The sequence below is a fragment of the Pseudomonas sp. LAM2023 genome, from assembly GCF_016620375.1.
In the GTDB taxonomy this organism is placed as follows: Bacteria; Pseudomonadota; Gammaproteobacteria; order Pseudomonadales; family Pseudomonadaceae; genus Aquipseudomonas; species Aquipseudomonas anuradhapurensis.
The window spans coordinates 692882-718768 of sequence record NZ_JAENHV010000036.1 but is presented as its reverse complement, the minus strand read 5'-3'; the positions used below and the strand labels follow the sequence as shown (position 1 = coordinate 718768).

Annotated in this window: 9 protein-coding genes; 6 read left to right on the top strand and 3 right to left on the bottom strand. The window is 69.1% G+C overall.

All coding sequences use genetic code 11. From position 1 onward, the window contains the following. Positions 1–31 precede the first annotated feature (31 nt). The 6 genes from JKP78_RS22860 to JKP78_RS22835 are packed head-to-tail and all read left to right on the top strand — an operon-like array spanning position 32 to position 23550. Positions 32–1018 carry a TauD/TfdA family dioxygenase gene (locus tag JKP78_RS22860; RefSeq protein WP_200627715.1) on the top strand — a complete coding sequence of 329 codons (987 nt, stop codon included), beginning with the start codon at positions 32–34 and terminating at the stop codon, positions 1016–1018. Further along, the gene (locus JKP78_RS22855) at positions 1015–9939 is read left to right on the top strand and encodes a non-ribosomal peptide synthetase (RefSeq protein ID WP_200627713.1); all 8925 of its coding nucleotides are present in this window, start codon (positions 1015–1017) and stop codon (positions 9937–9939) included. Before JKP78_RS22860 ends, JKP78_RS22855 begins: the two co-directional genes overlap by 4 nt. 8 nt (positions 9940–9947) lie before the next feature. Then, a complete protein-coding gene (locus JKP78_RS22850) occupies positions 9948–13049 on the top strand; it encodes an amino acid adenylation domain-containing protein (RefSeq protein ID WP_186686890.1) in 3102 nt (1033 codons plus the stop codon). Positions 13050–13053: 4 nt separating this feature from the next. Further along, positions 13054–17823, top strand: a complete 4770-nt coding sequence (locus JKP78_RS22845; RefSeq protein WP_200627711.1) for a non-ribosomal peptide synthetase — start codon at positions 13054–13056, stop codon at positions 17821–17823. A 3-nt stretch (positions 17824–17826) separates the two neighbouring features. Further along, positions 17827–18879 carry a TauD/TfdA family dioxygenase gene (locus JKP78_RS22840; RefSeq protein WP_186686886.1) on the top strand — a complete coding sequence of 351 codons (1053 nt, stop codon included), beginning with the start codon at positions 17827–17829 and terminating at the stop codon, positions 18877–18879. A gap of 51 nt (positions 18880–18930) precedes the next feature. Continuing rightward, positions 18931–23550: a non-ribosomal peptide synthetase gene (locus JKP78_RS22835; protein ID WP_200627710.1), complete on the top strand. Its 4620-nt coding sequence runs from the start codon at positions 18931–18933 to the stop codon at positions 23548–23550. Positions 23551–23751: 201 nt separating this feature from the next. On the opposite strand, the gene JKP78_RS22830 is transcribed toward JKP78_RS22835, so the two are convergent. From JKP78_RS22830 to JKP78_RS22820, 3 genes are read right to left on the bottom strand one after another with little or no spacing between them, the layout of a single operon-like run. Next, entirely contained in the window at positions 23752–24030 is a 279-nt protein-coding gene (locus tag JKP78_RS22830; RefSeq protein WP_200627709.1) for a DUF3325 family protein, read from the bottom strand. Then, entirely contained in the window at positions 24023–25570 is a 1548-nt protein-coding gene (locus JKP78_RS22825; protein WP_200627708.1) for a PepSY-associated TM helix domain-containing protein, read from the bottom strand. The genes JKP78_RS22830 and JKP78_RS22825 overlap by 8 nt, the downstream gene beginning before the upstream one ends. Further along, complete coding sequence (locus JKP78_RS22820; protein WP_234454689.1) at positions 25570–25878, bottom strand: hypothetical protein; 309 nt, start codon at positions 25876–25878, stop codon at positions 25570–25572. The genes JKP78_RS22825 and JKP78_RS22820 overlap by 1 nt, the downstream gene beginning before the upstream one ends. Between the last annotated feature and the right edge of the window lie 9 nt (positions 25879–25887).

Sequence of the window (25887 nt, the reverse complement as noted above, 5' to 3'; positions counted from 1 at the left end):
CTGTGACTACCACGATAAAAAGGAGCAACTCATGGGACGAGGTGTCGGGCCGGGCAATGGCCTGTCGGTGCAAGCACTTTTGCCAGACAGCGCCCTGCCGCTGCTGGTCGAGCCGGCACAACCCGGTGCGGGAAACTTCGCGGCGCTGCATGCGCTGGCCAACGACTGCCTGCACGAAAGCGGCGCCCTGCTGCTGCGGGGCTTCGGAGTGCTGGGCGAACAGGCGTTCCAGGGGTTGGTGCGCAGCTTCGGTCACCCGCTGCTCAATTACGAATTCGGCTCCACCCCGCGCAAGGCGATCGAACAGGGGGTGTATACCTCCACCGAATACCCCGCGCACCAGGTCATCCCGCTGCACAACGAGCAGTCCTACACCCTGCAGTGGCCGATGAAGATCTGGTTCCACTGCATACAGCCCAGCGCTGAAGGTGGCGAAACCCCGATCGCCGACAGCCGGCGCATCTTCCAGCAGCTCGACCCGGCCCTGCGCCAACGCTTCGAAAGCAAACGCCTGATGTACGTGCGCAACTACGGCAACGGTCTCGACCTGCCCTGGGAACAGGCCTTCAACAGCGCAGACCGCGCCGTGGCCGAGGCCTACTGCCGGGCCAACCAGATCGCCTTCGAGTGGAAGGACGACGGTGAACTGCGCACCCGCCAGGTCTGCCAGGCCAGCGCTCGCCACCCGGTCACGCAGGACTGGGTCTGGTTCAACCAGGCGCACCTGTTCCACGTGTCCAACCTGCCAGCTGCCGTGCGGGAAAGCCTGCTGGCGGTGGTCGAAGACCCGCTCGACCTGCCGCGCAACGTCTATTACGGCGACGGCAGCGAACTGGAAGAAAGCGCGCTGGCGGAGATCCGCGGCGTGCTCGAGCAATGCACCGTGCGTTTCCCCTGGCAGCAGGGCGACGTGCTGATGCTCGACAACATGCTGGTGGCCCATGGCCGCGCCAGTTTCAAAGGGCCACGGCAAGTGATCGTGGCCATGGCCGAACCCGCCCAGGAGTGCCGCCCATGACCACTTCCCAGCCGTTGCGTGAGGCCAGCGCCGGCCAGCAGGCGCTGTGGCAGTACCATCAGCTCAACCCGGCCAGCCCGGCCTACAACATGGTCGCCGCACGCGAGCTGCGCGCCGACCTCGACCCGGCCACCCTGTGCCAGGCCTTCGCCCAGGTGGTCAGGCACTGCGAGACCCTGCACTGCGGCTACCGCGAGCAGGATGGCAAGTTGTGGATGTACCGCCCGGAGCACATCCAGGTAAACACCCGCATCGAGCGTATCGACGACCTGGACAGCGCCGGCGTCGCCGCCTGGATCGCGCAACACGCCGACCAGCCGTTCGACCTGGCTGCGGCAGACATCTGCCGGCTTGGCCTGTTGCAAAGCCAGGGCCGCCTGTACCTGTGCATGGCGGCCCACCATATCAGCGGGGATTTCCTCAGCGTCGAATGGATGCTCAAGCTGACCTTCGCCGCCTACCATGCAGCGCTCAGCGGCGAGGCTCTGGTCCTGCCGCCGGCCGGCCTGTATTTCGACTGGCTGGACGAACAGCGCACGCTACTCGCCGAGGACAAGCTCGAGGCGGCAGCCAGCTACTGGCGCAACCAGCTCAGCGGCAGCCCGACGGCACTGGCGCTGCCCGCCGACCGACCACGCCCGCGCACGCCCGGCTTCGCCGGTGAAGAAATCGAGTACCTGCTCGCACCGGCCCTCAGCAGCCAGCTGCGCCAGCTCGCCGAGGCCCAGGGCGTCAGCCTGTACGTCGTGCTGGCCACGCTGTTCCAGATGTTCATGCACCGTTACACCGGCCAGGACGACTTCCTCATCGGCACGCCGACCATGGACCGGCACAGGGCGCGCTACAAGCAGCTGATCGGTTTCACCCTCAACAGCCTGCCGCTGCGCGCCCGCTTCGCGCATGCCCCGAGCCTGGCCGAATGCCTGCGCGACACCGCCCAGCAAATGCGCGAGGGGCTGCGCCATCGCCGCTACCCGGCGGCGCGCCTGCAGCAGGAAGTCGACGGCCCGCTGTTCCAGTGCATGATGACCTACATGCCCAGCCAGCGTGACGCCGCCTTCGCCGAGTACACGCTGCGCGAGCACCTGTTCACCCAGCGCGGCGCCGCCAACGAACTCAACCTGCGCTGGCAGGACGACGGCGTGCAACTGCTGGCGCAGTGGCGCTATCGCAGCGACCTGTTCGACGCCGCACGTATCGCCCGCCTGGCCGAGGATTTCGCCTGGTTCGCCGGCATCGCCCTGGCGCAGGTCGACACGCCCGTCCACCAGTTGCCGGCCACGCCGCCGGCCAACGGCGCGCGCCGCGCCGGGGCCGACCAGCCACCCACCTTCGCCACGGCGCTGGCTGCCTTCGAGCACCAGGTGCAGACGCATGGCCAGCGCATTGCCCTGCGCGATGCCGACGGCAGCCTGAGCTATAGCGAACTGGACCAGGCCGCCAGCGCCCTGGCCGCACGCCTGGGCGAGGCCGGTGCCGCTGCCGGGCACATCGTCGCCATCGCCCTGCCGCGCAGCCGCGCGCTGATCACGGCGATGCTGGCCAGCTGGAAGCTCGGCGCCGCCTACCTGTGCCTGGACCCGGGCCTGCCCGCGCAGCGCCAGCGCCAGCTGCTCGACAACAGCGGCGCCAGCGTACTGATCGACCCTACGCATACCCTGCATGGCCTGGCCCCAGCGGTAAGCCAGGCGCACACCGCCGGCCACCCGCAGCAACTGGCCTACCTGATCTACACCTCCGGCTCTACCGGTACGCCCAAGGCCGTGCGGGTGACCCAGGGTAACCTGGCGCACTATGCCCAAGCCGTACTCAAGCCGCTGGCCCTGAGCCCGCAAGCCAGCCTGACGGCACTGGCCAGCGTCGCCGCGGACCTGGGCTACACCGCCTGGTTCGGCGCGCTGCTCAGCGGCCGTACCCTGCAGCTGATCAGCGACGAACTGGCCAGCGCCCCGGAAGAGCTCGCCCAATACCTGGCAGCCAACCCGGTCGACTGCCTGAAGATCGTGCCCTCGCACCTGGCCGCCCTGCTCGCCGTGGCCGAGCCACACCGCCTGCTGCCGCGCCAGTGCCTGGTGCTCGGTGGCGAAGGCCTCGACCTGGCGCTGGTCCAGCGCCTGCAGCAGCTTGCCCCGAGCTGCCGCATCGTCAACCACTACGGCCCCACCGAAACCACCGTTGGCTGCCTGACCCACGCCGTGCAGGACGAAGCCCCGAGCCTTTCCGGTTTCGCCCCGGTCGGCCTGCCGCTGGACAACGTGCAGGTGCATGTGCTCGATACGCACCTCACGCCACTGCCGCTGGGCAGCATCGGTGAGCTGTACATCGGCGGCGCCGGGGTCGCCGACGGCTACCTCGGCCAACCCGGCCTGACCGCCCGGCAGTTCGTGCCCGACCCGTTCGCCGACAATGGCCAGCGCCTGTACCGCAGCGGCGACCGCGTGCGCATGTTGGCCAGCGGCGCCATCGAGTTCCTGGGGCGGATCGACGACCAGGTCAAGATCCGCGGCTTCCGGGTCGAGCCGGGCGAGGTCGAAGCCTGCCTGCGCGCCTGCAGCGGTGTGCGCGAAGCAGCCGTGCTGGCGCGCGCCCTGGCTGAAGGCGAAGCGCCACGGCTGGTTGCCTACCTGGTGGCCGAACCCGGGCTGGACCGGGCGCAGCTGCGCCAGCAACTGGCCGAGCGCCTGCCCGAGCCACTGCTACCGAGCGTTTATGTCGAACTCGAGCAGCTGCCGCGCCTGGGCAACGGCAAGGTCGACCGGCACAACCTGCCCCTGCCGGCGCCCGAGCCAGCCCCTGCGCAGGCGCACAGTACCCCGCGCGACCCAGTCGAGGCGCTGCTGCTGACACTCTGGTGCGAGGTGCTGGGCAAACCGGCGCTGTCGATCCATGACGACTTCTTCGCCCTGGGCGGCGACTCGATCATGGCCCTGCAAGTGATCGCCCAGGCGCGCAAGCAACAGCTCAAGTTCAGCCCCCGGCATTTCTTTGCCCACCCCACCATTGCCCGCCTCGCAGCCACCCTGGACTCGCCGCTCAAAGCCCTGGAAGCCCAGTTGCTGGGGGTCTGGCGCGAAGTGCTGGAGCGCCCCGAACTCACTCGCCAGGACGACTTCTTCAGCGTTGGCGGCGACTCGATCATCGCCCTGCAGGTGATTGCCAAGGCGCGCAAGCTGGGCTTGAAGTTCAGCCCCAAAGAGCTGTTCGCCCAGCCGCGGGTCGACGCCCTGGCCCTGCTCCTCGCCCAGCGCCAAGCGGCCCAACCCACAGCTGTGGCAACGCCCTCGGTACCACCAGCCACCCCCTCGGTATCGCTGAGTGCCGAACAGCGGCAACCGTTGCAAGCGCTGCTCGGTACCCCGCTGGAGGACGCCTACCCGCTGTCGCCGCTGCAAAAAGGCCTGCTGTTCCACACCCTGCTGGAAGGTGCCAGCGGGGTCTACGTCAACCAGCTGCAGGCCGAGCTGCAAGGCCCACTGGACGCCGAGCGCTACCTCGCTGCCTGGCATGCCACCTTCGCCGCCCATCCCCTGATGCGCACGGCAATCCTCTGGCAAGGCCTGGACGAGCCGGTGCAAGGCGTGTGCAGTGGCCTCACCCTGCCGGTGCAGCGCCTGGACTGGAGCGCGCTGGACCCGAGCCAACGCCAGCAGGCCCTGGACGCCTACTGCCAGGCCGACCGAGCCCAAGGCTTCGACCCTCAGCGCCCACCGCTGCAACGGTTGGCCCTGATCCACCTCGACGCGCAGCACAGCTGGCTGATCTGGAGCCGTCATCACCTGATTGCCGACGGCTGGAGCTCGGTGCTGCTGATGGAGGAGATTCTCGCGCGCTACAACGGCCTTGCCGTACCGTCGCGCCCACCTTACCGCGACTACATCGCCTGGCTCGCCGCGCAACCGCACCAGCACAGCCTGCAGTACTGGCAGCAACACCTGGCGCAGTTCGAAGGCGTCGGCACGCTGCCGGCGCTGAACCCGGCCGACCCCGAGCACAAACCGCGCTACCACAGCCGCAGCCTGCGCCTGAGCGAAGCCCACAGCAGCCGCCTGAACGCACTCGGCAAAGCCTGCCGAGTCACCCTCAACACCCTCATGCAAGCTGCCTGGGGCCTGTTGCTAGCCCGCGCCAACAACCACACCGAGGTGATGTTCGGCGTCACCAGCAGTGGCCGCCCGGATGCCTTGGCCGATGCCGGGCAGATGCTCGGCGTGTTCATCAATACCCTGCCGCTGCGCCTGCGCATCGACCCCGGCATGGCCCTCGGCGACTACCTGCAGCAGGTGCAAGCCACCAGCGTGGCCATGCGCGAACACGAGCAGACACCGCTGGCGCAGATCCTCCAGCAGCACCCGCGCGGTGCCGGGCTGTTCGACACCCTGCTGGTATTCCAGAACCTGCCGGCGCTCAGCGAGCGTCAGTTGCAGGCTGGCGAGCTGACCTTCAAGGTCCTCGACAACCTCGAACAGACCAGTTACGGCCTGACCGTCGAAGTGCTGCCCGGGCGCTGCCTGGAAGTGCTGTTCAGCGCCGATGCCCAGCGCCTTCCCGCTGCCGCGCTGGCGCGCCTGAGCGACGACTTGCTGAACCTGCTGCAGATGCTGGACAGCCCACCGGACACCCGCCTGGAACAACTCACCACACTCAGCCCGGCCCAGCATCGGCGCCTGCTCGACTGGGGCCGCCACCCGGCGGACTACGACCTTGAGCAAAGTTGGGAAGCACGGGTGGCAGCCCAGGTCGCCGCGCACCCCGAACGTATCGTCGCGCGCTGCGCCGAGCAAACGCTCACCTATGCCGAACTATGGCAGCAGTCCGAACGCCTGGCGCGGGGCCTGCAAGCCCTGGGCGCCCAGCCCGACCAGCCGGTGGCCTTGTTGGCCGAGCGCGGCATCGAATGGTTCTGCCTGATGGTTGCGACCCTGCGTGCCGGTTGTGGCTGGTTGCCGCTGGAGCCCTCGCAGCCGCCGGCGCGCTGGCAGCAGGTGCTGGCGCGCCTGGAGCAGCCGCTGGTGGTTTGCAGCCAGGCCTGTGCCGAGCCTTTGGCCAGCGTCTACCAGGGCCGCCGTGCGTTGCCGTCGGAGCTGCTGCAGCTGAGCACCAGCGGCCGGCTGCCGCAGCAGCCGGCACGCCCGCAACAGCTGGCCTACGTGCTGTTCACCTCTGGCTCCACTGGCCAGCCCAAAGGGGTGATGGTGCCGCGCGCCGGCATGCTCAACAACATGCTGGCCAAGGTGCAGCCGTTGGGCCTGAACGCCGACGACGTGATCGCCCAGACCGCCCCGGCGTGCTTCGACATCTCGGTCTGGCAAACCCTCACCGCGCCGCTGTTCGGCGCCTGTGTCGAGATCATCGGCGATGCGCTGGTGCGCGATCCGCAGGCCCTGCTGGCGCTGCTGCGCGAGCGCCGCGTGAGCCTGTTCGAACCGGTACCGGCACTGCTCCAGGCGATGCTCGAAAACCTCGACGGCCAGCCAGCGGCGCTGCCGCATCTGCGCTGGGTCATACCGACCGGCGAAGCACTGCCGGTCGCCACCGCGCAACTGTGGTTCCGCCACTACCCGCACATCCCGCTGATGAATGCCTACGGCCCGGCCGAATGCTCCGATGACGTGGCTTTCCAGCCGCTGTACCAGGCCCCGGGGCCAGACGCCAGCGTGGCCATCGGCCGGCCCACCGCCAATGCCGAGCTGTATGTGCTGGGCCATGACCTGCAACCGGTCGCCGCCGGGGTGGTCGGTGAGCTGGCGATTGGCGGCATCGGCGTCAGCCGCGGTTACCTGGCCGACCCGGCGCGCACCGCCGCCAGCTTCATCCCCAACCCGTTCGGCACGCCGGGCAGCCGCCTGTACCTCAGTGGCGACCTGGCCCGCTGGGACGCTGACGGCGTGCTGCAGTACCTCGGGCGCAAGGATTTCCAGCTCAAGTTGCGCGGGTTCCGCATCGAGCCTGGCGAGATCGAGGCGCACCTGGAGCGCCACCCCGACGTACTGCGGGCCATGGTCTGCTTGCAGACGCTCGGCGGCAGCGACCTGCTGGTGGGCTACTGGCAGGGGCGCAGCGGCCATCGGCTGAACGACGCCCAGCTGGCCCAGCACGTGCGCGACAGCCTGCCGGCGTACATGGTGCCGTCGCTGTGGGTGGCGATGGACAGCTGGCCGACCAACGCCAACGGCAAGGTCGACCGCAAGGCCCTGCCGCTGCCAACCTTGCAGCACGCCGAGGTCGAGCCCCTGGTCAGCGCCAGCGAGCAGTTGCTCGGCGAGCTGTGGGCCGCGCTGCTGCCCGCGCAACCGCTGGGGCGCAACAGCCACTTCTTCGAAGCCGGCGGGCATTCGCTACTGGCCACCCGCCTGATCGCCCGCCTGCGTCAGCGCTGTGCCGTGGAACTGCCGCTGCGCAGCGTGTTCGAGGCGCCGCTGCTGTGGCAACTGGCCGAGCGCCTCGACGCCCTGGCCGCCGCGCCTGCGGCGGGCACGACGCGCCCGGTGCTGCTGCCGGTGCCGCGCCAGGCGCACATGCCGGTGTCGCTGAGCCAGCAGCGGCTGTGGCTGGTCGACCGTCTGCACGGCCCCTCGGCGTCCTACAACATGGCCGCCAGCCTGAGCTTGAACGGGCAGCTGGACCTGGCGGCGCTGCGTGCCACCTTCAATGCCCTGCTCGCCCGCCATGAAGTGCTGCGCAGCGCCTACCACGACATCGACGGCGAACCGGTCATGCGCATCGCCGAGCCACTCGCGCTGGAGGTCGGCCTGCGCGACCTCAGCTCGATGGATGACGCCCAACGCCAGCAAGTGGCCGAACAGGAAAGCCTGGACAACCTGCGCCTGCCGTTCGACCTGCGCCAGGCGCCGCTGATCCGGGCGCGGCTGCTCAAGCTTGGCGAGCACCAGCACCTGCTGTTGCTGGCACTGCACCATATGGTCGCCGACGGCTGGTCGGTGGGCGTGCTGGTCAACGAGTTCAGCCAGCTCTATGCGAGCCTGCGCGCAGGGCAACCGGCGGCGCTGCCCGCACTGCCCGTGCAATACGCCGACTACGCGGCCTGGCAGCACCAATACCTGCAGGGCGCAGTATTGCAGTGCGAGGTCAGCTTCTGGCAGCAGCAGCTGCAAGGCGCGCCCCAGGTGCTGGCCCTGCCCTGCGACTGGCCACGCCCGGCCCAGGCCGACGCCCGCGGCGCCGCCAGGGCGCTGGAGATCCCCGCGCCGCTGCTGGCGCGTCTCGAAGCCCTGGCCCTGGCCGAGGGCGTGAGCCTGTACATGCTGTTGCTGGCCAGCTTCGAGCTGCTGTTGCACAGCATCACCGGTGCCGACGACCTTTTGCTGGGTACCGACGTGGCCGGCCGCGAGCACGCCCACCTCGATGGCCTGATCGGCTTCTTCGTCAACGTCCTGCCGCTGCGCTCGCGGCGCCTGGCTGGCGAGACGTTGCGCGAGTTCCTCGGCCGCACCCGCGACACCTGCCTGCAGGCCCTGGAACACCAGGCGCTGCCGTTCGACCGCATCGTCGAGGCGTTGCAAGTACCGCGCGAGCGCAGTCGCAACCCACTGGTGCAGGCGCTGTTCGTGCTGCAGAACACGCCGTCGGGTGATTTCTCCATCCCTGGCCTGGAGGTGCGCATGCAACCTGCGGCCGAGCGCACCAGCAAGTTCGACATGGCGCTGTTCCTCGAACGCCACGGCGACGTCATGCGCGGCGACTGGGTATACGCCCGCGCCCTGTTCAAGGGCGAGCGCATCGACGCGCTGATCGGCGCCTGGCTGAACCTGCTGCAGCAAGTGGTGGAGCAGCCGCACGCCGCCCTTGCCCATTTCACCGTCACGCTGCCCCTCGTGGAGACCCCGGCCTTGGCAAAACCCGCCCCCTCGTCCAGCAAGCTCGACAAGCTGAAAAAACTCCCGGCCCGGGCCTCTGCACCGCGGCCATTGATTCGTACCTCACCGCTGCAAGCAGGCCGCACCTTCCCGCTGGTGATCGAACCGCTGGCCGCCGACCTCGACCCGGTGGGCTGGGCGCAAAGCTCGCGCGACCTGATCGACACCCTGCTGTGCCAGCACGGTGGCCTGTTGTTCCGCGGCTTTGCCCTGGACGACGCAAAAGCCTTCGAAGCCTTTGCCGAAGCCATTCACCCCGGCCTATTCGGCGGTTATGGCGACCTGCCGAAAAAGGAAGGCGGGCGCAACATCTACCGCTCCACGCCCTACCCGGAACGGGAAATGATCCTGTTCCACAACGAGAGTTCGCACCTGCCCCGCGCCCCGCGCAAGCAGTGGTTCTACTGCGAACAACCGTCGCCGGTCGGCGGTGCCACGCCGATCGTCGACTGCCGCGAGCTGTACCGGCAACTGCCGGCCGAGCTGGCCGCGGCCTTCGAGCGCAAGGGGCTGCTGTATGTGCGCACCTTCACCGAACGGCTGGACGTCAACTGGCGGGCGTTCTTCAAGACCGACAGCCGCGACGAAGTCGAGGCCTTGTGCCGGGCCAGCCATACCGAATTCCGCTGGCTGGCCAATGACGAGCTGCAAACCCGTACGCGCTGCCCGGCGGTGATCCGTCACCCGCTGAGCGGCGAACGCAGCTTCTTCAACCAGCTGCAGCTGCACCACAGCTTCTGCCTGGACGCCCAGGTGCGCGAAGACCTGCTGAAGATGGTCGGCGCCGAACGCATGCCACGTCAGGTGTACTTCGGCGACGGCAGCCCGATCGACGACGCCAGCATGGCCCTGATCGGCCGCCTCTACGAAGCCTGCGCGGTGCGCTTCGACTGGCAGCGCGGCGATGTGGTGATGCTCGACAACCTGATTGCCGCCCACGCCCGCGACCCGTACGAAGGCCCACGCAAGATCGCCGTCGCCATGGGCGACATGCATGAACCGGCCCGGCTGGCCGCCCGCCACAACGCAACGGAACTGCAGGACTAAAGCACACGATGAACGACGCCATGGAATTGAACCACGACCTGCCACTGAGCGCCGAACAGGCCCTGGCCGTACAGCTCGGCCGCACGCCCCTGCACCTGGGGCTGAACCTTGCCGGGCCGCTGCAGGCAAGCCGCCTGCACGAAGCCTTGCTGCAGGTTATCCAGCGCCACACCAGCCTGCGCGTGGCCTTGCGCCCGTCGACGCTGTACCGCAGCCTGCGCCAGAGCACGGTCCCGGCCAGCCTCGACTGGCACCTGCTGGGTACTGAGCAGCACGCCGAGGCCCAGGCCCTGGCCGCCCAGCCACAGGCCGTCGAGCAAGGTTGCCTGGTGCGCGCCATCCTGCGTCCGCAGGGTGCCGACCAGTGGCGCCTTGACCTGTATGTCGCCGCCTGTGCCGCCGACCGGCTGAGCCTGCAGAACCTGCTGGGCGAACTGGCAGCGCTGTACGCCCAGCCCGACGCGGCCCTGGAGGAGCCGTTCCAGTACAGCCAGTACGTGGAATGGCGCAACGACCTCGACGCCGACGAAGAAGCCCCTGCCGGGCGCGCCTACTGGGCCGGCCTGGGCCTGGAGACGCTGGCGCCGGTGCGCCTGGGCGGCCTGCGCGAGCCCGCTGCGCAGGCGCCAGGCAACGCCGTTCAACAAGCCCTGTCCGAGGCCCTGCAAGCGCAGCTGGAACACCTGGCGCAACGCAGCGAGCAAAGCGTGGGCAGCGTGTTGCAAGCGGCCTGGTGGGCGTTGCTGGCGCGCATTGGCGGTGATGCCAGGTTCATCGGCGGCTGGCAACAGGACTGCCGCTTCGACTACGAAGCCCTGGCCAACGGCATCGGCGCCTACGAAAAAATCCTGCCGCTGGCCTTGGCACCGCAGCTCGATCAGCCCTTCGGCACCTGGCTGCAGCAACTGGCCGAACAGCTCGACGGCCACGCCCAGCAGCAGGAGTACTGGCACGTCAACGACCCTGCGCACACCCTGCAGCGCACGGTCGGCTTCACCTTGGTGCGCGACACCGCACCCTTCGCCAGCGGCGGCCTGCACTGGTCGGTCGATGCCCTGCCCGGCGCCGATGTGGGCTTCGCCCTGGCACTGCAAGCCACCCTCGACGCGCAGGAGCGGGTACTGGCCCTGAGCGTGCAGTCGCCTAGCGCGCATTACGCCGAGGCCGATTTGCGCTGCCTGCTGGAGCAATACCTGCACCTGCTGCAGGCACTGGTCGAACAACCATCCCAGCGTGCCCTTCTCGAACTGCCGCTGAGCCCGCCGGCGCACCAGGCCTTGCAGCAACGCCTGCGCGGCCCGCAGCGCGACTTCGGTAGCCGCCCGCTGATCGCGCGCCTGGCCCACTGGGCACAGCACACCCCGGATGCAGCGGCGTTGCAGGACGGCGCGCTCAGCCTGACCTACGGCCAGTTGCATGGCCAGGTCGAACACCTGGCGGCCGTGCTGCAGGCGCGCGGCATCGGTCGCGGTGCGGCCGTCGCCCTGCTGCTGCCGCGCTCGGCGCAACTGCTACTGGCGCTGCTCGCGGTCATGCGCGCGGGCGCCGCCTATGTGCCGCTGGATCCAACCTGGCCAGCGGCACGCCAGCAGCGGATCCTGGCCGACGCCCAGCCGCAGCTGGTGATCGGCGGCGCGCAGGGCATCGCCCTCGGCGAATTGCTCGAAGCCCCTGCTGGTGCGCTAGCCAGCAGCGACGTCACCCTGGATGATGCCGCCTACCTGCTGTACACCTCCGGCACCAGCGGCGAGCCCAAGGGCGTAGTGATCGAACATGGCCAACTGCTCAACTACACCGCCGCGGTCAGCGAGGCGCTGAGCCTGGGGCAATGCAAGCGCTTCGCCTTGATCTCCTCGGTGGCCGCCGACCTTGGCAATACCACCCTGTATGCCGCGCTGTGGGCCGGCGCTTGCCTGGTGCTGGCGGACGACCACGCCAGCCGGGATGCCAACGCCTTCGCCCGCTTCCTCGAAGACGGGCAGATCGACTGCCTGAAAATCGTGCCGTCGCACCTGGCAGCGCTGCTCGACGGCCAGCCAGCCATCGCCCTGCCCCAGGTGCTGGTGCTCGGCGGCGAGGCCTGCCCTGCGGCCTTGCGTCAGCGCATCGGCCAACTGGCCCCGGCCAGCCGCGTGCACAACCATTACGGCCCCACCGAAACCACGGTCGGCGTCCTCTACAGCCTCGACCAGACGCCTGACCCGCGCAGCCCGCTGCCGCTGGAACAGGCCTTGGCCAACACCTGGGTGCGCCTGCTGCAAGCTTCCCCGGCCGGCCTGCAACCTGCACCGATCGGCGCCCTGGGCGAGCTGTACATCGGCGGGGCGCAGGTCTGCCGCGGCTACCTGAACCGGGCCTCCGACGCCTTCATCGACGACCCGCTGCAACCCGGCCAGCGCCTGTACCGCAGCGGCGACCTGGCGCGCCTTGCGGCCAACGGCCAGTTGCACCTGGCCGGGCGCGTCGACCAGCAGATCAAGATTCGCGGTTTCCGCGTCGAGCCCGGCGAGCTGGAAGCTGCGCTGCTGGCCCTGGAGGGGGTCAGCCAGGCCGTGGTGCAGTACCGCGACGGCAAGTTGCTGGCGCATGCCGTCAGCCAGCGTGACAGCGCCGCGCTGCTGGCCGAACTGCGTGACCGCCTGCCGGACTACCTGATACCGGCGCAACTGCTGTGCCTGGCCGAACTACCACGCCTGGCCAACGGCAAGGTCGATTTCGTCGCACTGCCAAGCGAAAGCCCGGCCAGCGAACAGCTCGAGGTGCCGCCGCGCGATGCCCTCGAAGCGCTGCTGGTCGACCTGTACCAGGAATTGCTCGAACGCCCACAGGTGAGCATCAACGACAGCCTGTTCGACCTGGGTGGCCATTCGCTGATCGTCATCAAGCTGTGCACCCGCCTGCGCAACCTGCTGCAACTGGAGGTGGCGCCGGCGCTGGTGTTCGACCACCCGAGCGTGGCGGCGCTGGGCGCAGCGCTGCGCGCCGGCGAAAGCCGGCCCGGCCAATTGCTGAAGATCGCCGAGCTGCGCCGCCAGCTCGCGGCGCTGTCACCCGAGGAGCGTGCCGCCCTGCAGGCCCGCGCCCAGTCCGCCACTGTGCCACGGAGCTGAAGCCATGCAACTCGATCCCCAGCAACTGGCCGAGCGTATCGCCAGGCTCGCCCCGGAAAAACGCCAGGCCTTCGCCAGCGCCCTGGCCGCGCAAGGCTTCGCCCTCAGCCGCCTGCCCATCGTCGCCGCTGGCGAGCCGGGCCCGTACCCGCTGTCGTGGGCCCAGCAGCGCCTGTGGTTCCTGCACCGCCTGGACCCGGCCAGCAGCGCCTACAACATGCCCGCGGCCCTGCGCCTGCGCGGCAGCCTCGACAGCGCGGCGCTGCAACGCAGTTTCGACCAGCTGATCGCCCGCCATGCGATCCTGCGCAGCACCTTCGACGAGGCCAACGGCCAGGCACGCCAGACCGTGCATGAGCAGTTGCCGATGGTGCTGGCCCAGGTGGACTTGGCCTCGCTGCCCGAGGAACAGCGCAGCGCGCGCCTGCAACAGCTGATCGACAGCGAGAGCAACCGCCCCTTCGACCTCGGCCAGGCGCCCTTGCGCGGCCTGCTGGCGCGGCTCGCTGCCGATGAGCATGTGCTGGTCCTCAGCGCCCAGCACATCGTTGCCGACGGTTGGTCGCTGGGCATCCTGGTCAAGGAACTCTCCGCCCTGTACAGCGCCGCCGTGCAAGGCCGCGACAACGACCTGCCGGCCCTGCCGATCCAGTATCACGACTACGCCGCCTGGCAGCAGACCGGCCTCGGCGACAGTGCCCTGGCCAGCGAGCTGGCGTACTGGCGCGAGCAGTTGGGCGCCGAGCAGCCGACCTTGCAACTGCCCACCGATCACCCACGCCCGCGCCAGCCGAGCGGGCGTGGCAGCCGCCACACGTTGCGCATCGAGGCGCCGTTGTGCCAGGCCCTGCGTGAGCTGGCCCAGGCCCGTGGCACAACGCTGTTCAGCGTGCTGCTGGCGGCGTTCAACGTGCTGCTGTATCGCCTCAGCGGGCAGACCGACCTGCGGGTCGGCGTGCCGGTGGCCAACCGCAACCGGGTCGAGACCGAAGGGCTGATCGGTTGCTTCATCAACACCCTGGTGCTGCGTTGCCAGCTCGACGGCCAGCTGCGCTTCGACAGCTTGCTCGACACCCTCGAGCACACCCGCCGCCAGGCCCTGGCCCACCAGCAGCTGCCGTTCGAGCGCCTGGTCCAGGCCCTGGAGCCCGAACGCCAGTTGCAGCATTCGCCGCTGTTCCAGGTGATGTTCAACCTGCTTGACGGCACCACCCCGCGTCGCCTGCAACTGCCCGGCCTGACAATCGACGAGATCGAGCGCGAACAGACCAGTGCGCAGTTCGACCTGGTGCTCACCGTGGTCGAGCGCAGCGACGCACTGGAACTGACCCTGACCGGCAATGCCGACCTGTTCGAGGCCGCTACCCTGGCCGACCACGGTCGCAGCTATGCCACCCTGCTGCACAGCCTGGCGCAGGCGCCCGCCACGCGCATCGCGCAACTGCCGCTGTACAGCGACGCGCAACAACAGCGCCTGCTCGCCGACTGCCAGGCTGCGCTGGACCTCGGCCCGCTGCCGCAGTTGGTGCACCTGCGGCTGGCCGCGCAAGCGGCCGAACAGCCGCAACGCATCGCCCTGATCCACGACGACCGCACCTGGAGCTACGCCACCCTGCAGCAGCGTGCCGCGCTGATCAGCCGCCACCTGCTGGCCCTGGGCCTGCCCGCCGAAGCGCGCATCGGCCTGTGCCTGCCGCGTGGCCTGGACATCATCGCCGCCGTGTTCGGCACGCTCAATGCCGGGCTGGCCTTCGTGCCCCTCGACCCGCAGTTCCCCAGCGAACGCCTGGCGCACATGATCGACGATGCCGACATCTGCCTGGTGCTGGTGGCCCCGGACACCGCACCCTGCATGGCGGCGTACCAGCGCCCGTGCCTGGACGTCACCAGCCTGGACGCCGACGCACCGGCGCTGGCCGGGGTGCCGAGCACGCGCCCGGTACAGCGCGAACAACTGGCCTATGTCATCTATACCTCCGGCTCCACCGGCAAGCCCAAGGGCGTGGCAGTCACCCACCGCTCGCTGGCCGGCTACAGCGAAGTGGCGCGCACCTATTACGGCGTCGACGCCGACGACCGCGTATTGCAGTTCTCGACGTTCAACTTCGATGGCTTTGTCGACCAGCTGTTCCCCCCGCTGGTGTGCGGCGCGGCGCTGGTGGTGCGCGGCCCGGAGCTGTGGGACAGCCACGAGTTCCATGCCCGCCTGTACCGGCACCGCATCACCGTCGCCGCCTGCCTGACCACCGCCTACTGGTTCCAGCTGGTGCAGGATTTCGCCCGCCAGCCGCACGCCGCCTATGGCGCGTTGCGCCTGGTCAGCGTGGGCGGCGAAGCGATGCCCAGCGCCGGCCTCGCGGCCTGGCGCCAGGCCGGCCTGGGCGCCGTGCGCCTGCTCAACATCTATGGCCCGACGGAAATCACCGTGGTCTCCAGCATCCAGGACTGCACCGCGCTGCTGGCCCGCGAGCCGCTGCCGCTACAACTGCCAATTGGTGCACCACTGCGCGGGCGCGCCTATTACCTGCTCGACCGCGACGACAACCTGGCAGCGCCCGGCGTCCCTGGCGAGCTGTGCATCGGCGGCGAGCTGCTTGCCCGTGGCTATCACGACGTGCCCGACCTGACCGCCGAGCGCTTCTGCCCCGACCCCTACGGCCCGCCCGGTAGCCGCCTGTACCGCACCGGCGACCTGGCCCGGCGCTTGCCTGACGGCAGCTACGAGTACCTGGGCCGGATCGACCAGCAGGTCAAGCTGCGCGGTTTCCGCATCGAGCTCAGCGAGATCGAATCGCACCTGCGCAGCCACCCCCAGGTCCGCCAGGCCCTGGCGCTGGTGCGCGAGGACCGCCCAGGCGATCGCCGCCTGGTGGCCTATCTGGTGTTCCACGATCACCCCGTAGATGCCAGCGAACTGCGCCAGCACCTGGCCGCGCAATTGCCCGACTACATGATCCCCGCGGCGTTCGTGAACCTGGCACAGATGCCCATGACCCCCGGCGGCAAGCTCGACCGCGCCGCCCTGCCGGTGCCGGACTACAGCGTCCAGGGCAGCAACCAGCGCGCCGCGCAGAGCGAGCGCGAGCAGCAGCTGCTGGCCCTGTGGCAGGAAGTGCTGGGCGAGCAGGCGATCGCCATGGACGACAACTTCTTCGCCATCGGCGGCCACTCGCTGCTGGCCGCGCAACTGGTGGCCCGTATCCGCCAGGTGCTGAAACTGGAACTGCCCCTGCGCAGCCTGTTCGAGGCGCCGACCATCGCCCAACTGGCCATCCTGCTGGACAACGCCAGTGCCGACCGCCAGGCAGCCATCGGCGTCGCCGCACTGCCGAGCGATGGCCGCCGCGTGCTGTCCCATGCCCAGCAGGGCATGTGGCTGGTGCAGGCGTTGCAACCGGGCAGCGCGGCCTACCACATCCCCAGCGCCGCGCGCCTGCTCGGGCGCCTCGACCTGGCCGCCTTGCGCCAGGCATTCCAGGCGCTCGCCCAGCGCCACGAGGCCCTGCGCAGCAGCTTCCACGAAGACGACGGCACGCTGTATGTAAAGGTGCAGGACAGCCTCGAACTGCCGCTGGACTGGCACGACCTCGGCCTGCTGCCGGAAACCGAGCGCGAGGCCAGCGCCCGGCGCCTGCTGGTGGAGCTGGCGACCCGCCCGATCGACCTGCGCCAGGCCCCGCTGCTGCGCCTGCACCTGGTGCGCCTGGACGATCAGCAGCACCTGCTGTTGCTGGTGATGCACCACATCGTCTCCGATGGCTGGTCGATGGGCGTGCTGGTGCGCGAACTCTGCCAGCTCTACCGCGCAGCGCTGCACGGCGCCAGCGCTGCGCTGCCCGCACTGCCGGTGCAGTACAGCGACTATGCCGCCTGGCAGCGCCAGCAGCTCGACGCCGCGACCTGCCAGCGCCACCTGGACTACTGGCGCCAGGCCCTGGGCGAGCCGCTGGCGCCGCTCGAACTGTTCAGCTACCGGCCGCGCCCCGAGGTGCTCGGTGGCCAAGGCGCACGGCTGTCGTTCCAGATCGACGCGGCCTCGGCCCAGGCCCTCAGGCAGCTGTGCCTGAGCCATGGCGCCACCTTGTTCATGGGTTTGCTGGGCGTGCTGCAACTGAACCTGTACCTGCACAGCGAGCGTACCCAGGCGGTGATCGGTACCGACGTGGCCAACCGCGAACGCAGCGAGACCGAGGGCCTGGTGGGCTTCTTCATCAACCAGCTGGCGCTGCGCGGCGATGTCGGCGGCAACCCCAGCTTCAACGCCCTGCTGCAGCGCCTGCGGCCACAGGTGCTGGAAGCCTTCAGCCACCAGGCCCTGCCTTTCAGCAGCCTGGTCGAAGCACTCAACCCCGCCCGCAGCCTGGCCTACAACCCGCTGTTCCAGGCCAAGCTGGTGCTGCAGAACCAACCCGACAGCGCCCTGGAATTGCCGGGCCTGAAGGTGCTGCCCGAACGCATCGAGCATGGCCAGTCGCAGCTGGACCTGCACCTGAGCGTGGAAGAGCACCCGGCTGGCCTGGCCTGCACCCTGAAATACAACACCGACCTGCTCGATGAGCACGCGGCCGAGGCCTTCGCCAGCGCCTTCACGCGCCTGCTCGAACAGCTGGTGATGGCCCCCGAGCTGCCGGTGGAAACGCTGCTCCAGCCGCTGCGCGCGCAGCTGCAGGAACAACGCATGCAGCACCTGAGCGCGCGTAGCGAACGGAGCCTGGCCCGCCTGGGCGGCAGCCGTCGCCGCAGCCGCATCACCATCGACTCTATGGAGGGATAACACATGAACGGCCCCGCGATTGCCAAGCTGGGCGGCATGCGCCGCAAACCAATCCGTGTGGACGAGGATTCCCTGGTCCGCTTCACGCCGCTCAACCCGGGCAGCGGCTACACTGCCGTGTGCGAACCGGCCGGCTCCGGCATCAGCCTGGTGGCCTGGGCCGAGGCCAACCGCGAGCTGATCGAGCGCAAGTTGCTCGAGCATGGTGCGCTGCTGTTCCGCGGCTTCCCGGTGGACAGCGCCCAGGCCTTCGACGACTGCATCAGCGCGTTGTCCGGCGGCGCGCTGGAGTACAAGTTCCGCGCCTCGCCGCGCACCCAGGTGGACCCGCGCCTGAACATCTACACCTCCACCGACTACCCCAAGGACCAGCGGATCTTCCCGCACAACGAGCACTCCTATTCGCCGGTGTTCCCACTGAAGATCTTCCTCTGGTGCGACATCGCCCCGCTGGCACGCGGCGAAACGCCGATCGGCGACACCCGGGCAATCACCCGCGCCATCGACCCCGAGGTGCGCGAACGCTTCGCCCGCCTGGGCATCATGTACGTGCGCAACTATGGCGATGGTTTTGGCCTGCCCTGGCAGACCGTATTCCAGACCGACGACCGCGCCCAGGTCGATGCCTACTGCGCCAGCGTCGGCATCCAGACCGAATGGAAGGCCGACGGCCGCCTGCGCACCCGCCAGGTCGGCCCGGCGCTGGTACGCCACCCGCGCAGCGGCGAGACGCTGTGGTTCAACCACGCCACGTTCTTCCACGTCAGCACCCTGCCGCCCAGCGTGCGCGACGCCCTGGAGGCCGACTTCGCCGATGACGACCTGCCGCAGAACACCTTCTACGGCGACGGCAGCCCAATCGAGCCGCAGGTGCTGGAACACCTGCGCGGCATCTACCTGCAGCACATGACCGAGTTCCCCTGGCGCCACGGCGACGTGCTGCTGCTGGACAACATGCTCTCGGTGCATGCCCGCAACGAATACGACAGCCCGCGACGCATCCTGGTGTCGATGGCCGAGGCCCTGAACAGCACGGAGGTGGCGCTCAAGCCCTGACGCGCGCGCCTGGTTCACGGTTTCCCTGCCCACCATTCAAGGTTTTCACACATGTCCAGCATCGCCATCGAGGGCTTCCGCCCTGCCCTGCAACAAAATGCCCACTGGTCCCGTGCCAACGGCCGCGACGACGCCCTGTACCTGACCTTCGCCGTCCCTGACGGCACTGACCTGGCGCGCTTGCGCAGCAGCCTGGCGCAAGTACTGGAGCAGCACGAGATCCTGCGCACGCGGCTGCTGGCCAGCCCCGGCATGCAACAGCCGGTACAGGTGATCGCCGAGCGCCTGCACATCGACTGGCGCGAAATCACCGAGCAGCCGTCGCAAGCGGCGTTGCACCCTGCGCTGCAAGAAGCACTGGGCCAGGCCAGCCTGGCAGTGGCAGTAATCCGTACCACACCGCTGCGTGCCTGCCTGGCCGTGCCAGCCGCCAACGCCGACTACACCACCTTGCAACTGCTGCTCGACGCTTGGCAGGCGGCGTACCAGGGTCAGCCCGCAGACGAGGAAGCGGTGCAGTTCGCCGACTTCGCCGAATGGCAGTTCGAGCACCTGGGCAGCAGCGACAGCGATGCCGGGCGCGCCTTCTGGCAGCGCCAGCAAGCCGCCGACCAGTACCTGACCCTGCACCCGTTCCAACGCGCCGAGGCCACCGCGTCGGCGCAGCCAGCCAGCCTTGCACACACACCGGACGCCGCCTTCCAGGACCTGATCGGCAGCGCCCTGGCCGGGCTCGCTGCCACGCCTGAGGCATTGTTCGGCTACTGCTGGGCGCTACTGCTCAAGCGCCACCTGGGGCAGCCGCAGGTGTTGCTGGGCTGGGCCGACGATGGCCGCAACAGCGCCACGGCGGGGGCCTTCGGGCCCTATGCCAAGCGCCTGCCGCTGCGCCTGGAACCGGACGACCAGGCCACCCTGGACACCGCCCTGCCGGCCTTCGCGCAATTGCTGGAACAGGCTCGCACCTGGCAGGAAGAGTGGCCGGCCCAGGCCCAGGACACGCCCTTCGGCTTCCGCCTGCGCCGGCCACTGGCCTCGGCCTGGCCGGTACTGGCGCTGCACGGTGAAGCCTGCGCCCACAGCCTGCTGCTGGAAGTGCTCGAGCAGCCCGAGGGCTTCAGCTTCCAGCTGCACTACGATGCCGCGCGCCTGGACGCCGGCGCGGCCGGGCTGTTGCTCGACCAGTTCCTCACCCTGTGCCGGCAGGCCAGCGCTGCCAGCCAGCAAGCGCTGGGCGAGGCTTCGGGCATTAGTGACGCTCACCAGGCCTGGCTGGCAGCACTGAACCACACCGAGGTGCAGCAGCCAGCGCCGACCCTGCTGCACCAGTTGTTCGAGCAACAGGTCGCGGCCCGGCCAGACGCCATCGCGGTCAGCCACGGCGAGGCACAACTTACCTATCAGGCGCTGGAGGCCCGGGCCAACCAGCTGGCGCACCAGCTGCGCCAGGCAGGCCTGGTACCCGGCCAGGCCGTCGGCCTGTTCATCGGCCGCAGCCTGGAGGCAATCGTCGGCATCCTCGGCATTCTCAAGGCCGGTGGCGCCTACCTGCCGCTGGACCCGAGCTACCCGGCCGAGCGCCTCAGCGACATGCTCGAACAGACCCGCGCCGCGCTGCTGCTGAGCCTGAGCAGCCTGGAGAGCCGCCTGCCCCAGGGCGACTACCGCACCCTGTGGCTCGACCGCCTGGCCGAGCACGAGCTGCCCACCCAGCGCCCGGCACCACTGACCGATGGCGACAGCCTGGCCTACCTGATTTTCACCTCCGGCTCTACCGGCCGCCCCAAGGGCGTGATGGTGTCGCACCGCAACGCCGTGCATTCCACCTCGGCGCGCCTGCTCGCCTACCCGGAGCCGCTGCAGGCCTTCCTGCTGGTCTCGGGGCTGGCGTTCGACAGTTCGGTGGCCGGGCTGTTCTGGACCCTGGCCCAGGGTGGGCAGCTGTGCCTGCCGCAGGATGACCAGGTGCAGGACGCCCTGGCCCTGGGCCGGCTGATCGCCGCCCAGCAGATCAGCCACACGCTGATGCTGCCTTCGCTGTACGCGCAGGTGCTGGAACAGGGCGCCGAGCACCTGGGCAGCCTGCGCTGCGCCATCGTCGCCGGCGAAGCCTGCCCGGCCAGCCTGGCCCGCCGGCATAAGCAGCAATGCAAGCAGGCGCAGCTGTACAACGAGTACGGCCCGACCGAGGGCACCGTGTGGTGCAGCTATTACCGCGCTCGTGGCGACGAGCACGGCGTGCTGCCGATCGGCAAGGCGATCGCCAACATGCAGGTGCAGGTGCTCGACAGCCACCTGCGCCCGGTGGCTGCCGGGGTTATTGGCGAGATCTACCTCAGCGGCGCCGGCATCACCCAGGGTTACCTGGGCCGTCCGGACCTCACTGCCGAGCGCTTCCTGCATAACCCGCTGAACCCTGGCGCTGGCCTGCTGTACCGCAGCGGTGACCTCGGCCGGGTCAACGCCCAGGGCGACATCGAGTTCCTCGGCCGCCTCGACGACCAGGTCAAGATTCGCGGTTTCCGTATCGAGCTGGGCGAGATCGAAGCACGCCTGCTCAGCCACCCCGGGGTGCGCGAGGCGGCAGTAGTCGCCCGCGCCAACGATGCCGGCGACACGGAACTGGTCGCCTATGTGGTCGCCCGCGATGCCTGCCCCGGGGCCATCGCCCTGCAGGCGCACCTGGGCCTGCAGATGCCCGAGCACATGGTGCCGAACACCTACGTGATGCTCGGCGCCTTGCCGCTGACCCCGAACGGCAAGCTCGACCGCAAGGCCCTGCCGGCACCGGTGCGTGAGCGCCGGGCCAGCTACCGTGCACCGCGCAACGAGCACGAAGCCGCGCTGGCGGCGCTGTGGGCCGAGGTACTGGGGGTCGAGCAGGTGGGCCTGGACGACAACTTCTTCGAACTGGGTGGCCACTCGCTGACCGCCACCCGGCTGGTCTCGCGCCTGCGCAGCAGCCTGGGCATCGAAGTGCCGGTGCGGGCGCTGTTCCAGCATTCCACCCTGGGCGCGTTCGCCGAGCAGGCCTTGCCCAAGGCCGAAGCATCGACACTGCCGCCGATCCGTGCACAGCAGCGCCAGGCGCCTTTGCGCCTGTCCTTTGCCCAAGAGCGCCTGTGGCTGTTCGACCGCCTGCACCCTGGCAGCACCACCTACAACGTCCCCGAGGCGGTACGCCTGCGTGGCGCGCTCGACCTGCCGGCCCTGGAGCGCAGCTTCAGCGTGCTGCTGCAGCGTCACGAAAGCCTGCGCACCACCTTCATGCTGGACGGTGCCGTGCCGGTGCAGCAGGTGCAACCTGCCGAAGCCTTTACCCTGGGCCTGATCGACCTGAGCCGTTTGCCTGCCCCGCAGCGCGACCTGCGCCTGCACCAGGAACTCAAGGCCAAGGCCGCGCAGCGCTTCGATCTGGAGCAGGGGCCGCTGCTGTGCGCCGGGCTGATACGCCTGGCCGCCGACGAGCATGTGCTGTGGCTGACCCTGCACCATATCGTGTTCGATGGCTGGTCGATGCGCGTGTTCACCCGCGAGCTGGTCGCGCTGTACAGCGCCTTCAGCAACGGCCAGCCCTCGCCGCTGGCCGAGCCGCAGTTGCAGTACGCCGACTTCGCCCAATGGCAGCGCCGCGAGCTGACCCCGACGGTACTCAAGCCGCAGCTGGACTTCTGGCTACGCCACCTGGGCCAGGACCGCAGCCTGCTGCAGTTGCCGTGCATGCTGCCGCGCCCGGCCCTGCCCAGCCATCGCGGCGCCGAGCACAGCCTGGTGCTCGGCCCGCAACTGACCCAGGCCCTGCACGCCTACAGCCGCGAACAGGGCTGCACGCTGTTCATGACCTTGTTGGCGGCGTTCAACGTGTTGCTGGCTGGCCACAGCCGGCAGTCGGCAATTCGCATCGGCATCCCCATCGCCAACCGCCACCACCAGGCGCTGGAGGGGCTGGTGGGCTTCTTCGTCAACACCCTGGCGCTGCGCACCGACCTTTCGGGCAACCCGCATTTCGACAGTGTGCTGCACCAGGTGCGCGACAACCTGCTGCATGCCCATGCCAACCAGGACCTGCCGTTCGAGCAATTGCTGCAGGCCCTGCCAGGCGCCCAGCAACACGCCGTGCCGCTGATCCAGGTGATGTTCGACCTGCACCAGGAGCGCAACCTGCGCTCTTCGGCGTTCGGCAACCTGAGCATCGAACCGTTGCAGCAAGAGCACGGCAAGTGCAGCACCTTGTTCGACCTGATGCTGGATGTCAGCGAACGCGAAGAGGGGCTGATCGCGACCTTCACCTACGCCACCGACCTGTTCCTGCCGGCCAGTATCGAGGCGTTGGGCGAAGACCTGCGGGCCCTGCTCGAAGCCCTGCCCGGCCAGCCGGCGGCTTCGTTCGAGGCGCTGGTGCAGCGCCTGCAGCCACAGCCGCTGGCTCAGACCGGGCAGCGTCCGGCGGCCCGCGAACAGTTGGCAGCATTGTTGTGCGAGGTGCTGGAGCTCGCGACGCTGGATGAACAGGCGCAGTTCTTCGAGGTGGGCGGCAGCTCGCTCAAGGCCGTGCTGCTGTGCGCGCGGGTACAGCAGATGTGGGGGACCCAGGTACCCGCCAGCCTGGTGTTTCTCAACCCGCAACTGGGTGATTTGCTGAACGTGCTGAGCCGCTACAGCCACGCCTGACGAGCAGCTGCGGGGCACTGTCCCCGTAGGTGATCGCGGATAAATCCGCTCCTACAGGTCCGGCGTCGGCCCGAAGCCGGCGCGGTTCACATGTGTAGGAGCGGATTTATCCGCGATGCAGGCAACGCGGAGGATGGCACCGGCCTTGCCGGTGATCGCGGCTGAAGCCGGTCCTCCTGACGGTGGGCAAAAAATCCAATTTCAGGCGCGCAGCCAGTACAGCAGCAGGGCCACAGCCAGGCCACACGGCAGCAACGCAAGCACCCAGAACAGCGCCCCCATGGCCAGCCCCAGGTCCCCCATGCTCACCAACAGGGCCAGCGCCGATAGCAGCAGCGCCACCAGCCGCAAGCCTCGCGTGCCGGGAAACCGCCGTGGCTGCATTACCCCCTGCCAATGCTGCGCCTGGCTCAGGGCCAGGGCCGACAGCCCCAGCAGTTGCAAACCCAGCACTGCTACGCTGAGCAGCCCTTCAAGCATCCTTGACCTCCGCCAACCGATGCACCAACACCGCGCGTCGTCGCAAGCGCCAGCCCAGGCAGCCAGCCAGCACCGCGCAGGCCAGCAGCACCAGGTCGACCCCGGCTACCGCCCACAGGCCCTGGCCAAGCGCGCGCAGCAGATGATCACCAGTGCTCCAGGCATTGGCCAGCACCGCCAGCAACGCCAGGGCAGCGATCGCCAGGCACTGGCTGGCCCACGGGGCACGAGCATGCGCGCAGCGGCCGATCGCCCACCAGGCGTGCACCCCAGCCAATAGCCAGACGCCGAAGAATACCTGCACTTCCCAGTCGGCGCGCCCAGCCAGGCCGGAGGGCAAGCAACGGTTGGCCAGCAGCATGCCCAGCGTGGCCAGCGGCATGCCGGTGATCAGTACGCTGCACAGCAGGGTCATCACCAGCGAGCCCCATTCCCGGCCGGGCTGCTGCAGGCGGCGCTTGGCCAACCAGTACAGCAAGCCGCTGGCAAGCATCACGCAACCACTGAGGCCGGCGAAAAAGTACAACGCGCGCAGCGCCGGTTGATGGAAATGCGCCACATGCAGCCCAGCCAGTACATCCAGGGTCGCCGCCGCGGCGGGCAGGCGCGCGGCATGCAGCAAGCGTGCGCTGGCACCATCGAAGTACAGGGTTTGCCCGTCCACACTCAGGCGGTCGGCCACGCTGCGGCTGATCTCGACATAGGCGTTGGCATCGCCGGGATGCCACACCCTGACAAATGCCGGTGCGCCCCCGCCCCACTGTTGGCGGGCCTGGGTCAGCATGCCATCGAGCGAGGCCAGCGGCCCCGGGGTGCCGGTCGCCGGGCGGCTGTAGCCAGCGTCGGCGTGTACCGCGAACTGCCCGGCCTGGCCGGGGTACAGCGCCTCGATGGCCGACGGCAGATACAGCGGAAACAAAATCAGCAGGCCACTCAGCAGGATCAGCGCATGAAACGGCAAGGCCAGCACACCGGTGAGGTTGTGCAGGTCGAGCAGGCGCCGGGGGGCTTTGTTGGCGCGCAGGGTGAACAGGTCCTGGAACAGCCGCGCATGGATGCACAGCCCGGCGACCAGGGCGATCAGCCCGATCATGGCGGCCAGCCCCAGCAGCCGGGTACCGAGGTTCCAGGCCTGGATGTTCAGGGTGTAGTGCAAACGGTAGAAGAAGTCGCCGCCACGGCTGCCGGCCACCTCCAGCGCGCCCTGCCCGTCTGGTAGCAGAAAGCGGCTGAAGCCTTCGCGCTCGACACTCCAGGCCTGGAAGCGCACCAGCGGACGGCGGGCATCGGGCAATTCGACATACCACTGCAACAGCGCCTTGCCGTCGCTCAGGCTGGCCACCTGGGGCAGCACCTGGCGGTCCAGCGACAACGGTGTGGTGGCCGGTGCCACGCGCAGCGCTGGCAGCATCCAGCTGTCCAGTTCGCGGTCATACAACGCCAGGCTGCCCATGAAGAAGGCGATCAGCAGCAGCCCGGAAAAGCCCACGCCGAGCACCCGGTGCGCCCACAGCATGGCCTGGCGAACACTGTCGAACATCAGCCCGCCTCCGCCAGCAGGTGCTGCAGGGCCAGCAGCGCCAAGGCGATGGTGGTCAGCCACAGGGCGTTACGCCGGGCACGGCGCGCGCACAACAGCCACAGCACCAGCGCCGGGTACGACATAAAGGCCGCAAGCGAACTACTCAGCACCGCCTCGCTGCGCGCCTGCCCCAGCCAGGCCAGCGCCAACGCGAGCTGGGCGCTGAGCGCCCAGGTGAACAAGTAGGCCAGCAGCATGGCCAGCAGCAGCCATAGCGCACGCTGTCGGCCGCGCTTGGCGGCCGTGTTGGATACGGGTCGTTTCAACCGGGCCTC

Excerpts from the sequence above, each read along its gene's own strand:
- JKP78_RS22860 (WP_200627715.1), top strand. The coding sequence starts at position 32 with ATGGGACGAGGTGTCGGGCCGGGCAATGGCCTGTCGGTGCAAGCACTT.
- JKP78_RS22855 (WP_200627713.1), top strand. The coding sequence starts at position 1,015 with ATGACCACTTCCCAGCCGTTGCGTGAGGCCAGCGCCGGCCAGCAGGCG.
- JKP78_RS22850 (WP_186686890.1), top strand. The coding sequence starts at position 9,948 with ATGAACGACGCCATGGAATTGAACCACGACCTGCCACTGAGCGCCGAA.
- JKP78_RS22845 (WP_200627711.1), top strand. The coding sequence starts at position 13,054 with ATGCAACTCGATCCCCAGCAACTGGCCGAGCGTATCGCCAGGCTCGCC.
- JKP78_RS22840 (WP_186686886.1), top strand. The coding sequence starts at position 17,827 with ATGAACGGCCCCGCGATTGCCAAGCTGGGCGGCATGCGCCGCAAACCA.
- JKP78_RS22835 (WP_200627710.1), top strand. The coding sequence starts at position 18,931 with ATGTCCAGCATCGCCATCGAGGGCTTCCGCCCTGCCCTGCAACAAAAT.
- JKP78_RS22830 (WP_200627709.1), bottom strand. The coding sequence starts at position 24,030 with ATGCTTGAAGGGCTGCTCAGCGTAGCAGTGCTGGGTTTGCAACTGCTG.
- JKP78_RS22825 (WP_200627708.1), bottom strand. The coding sequence starts at position 25,570 with ATGTTCGACAGTGTTCGCCAGGCCATGCTGTGGGCGCACCGGGTGCTC.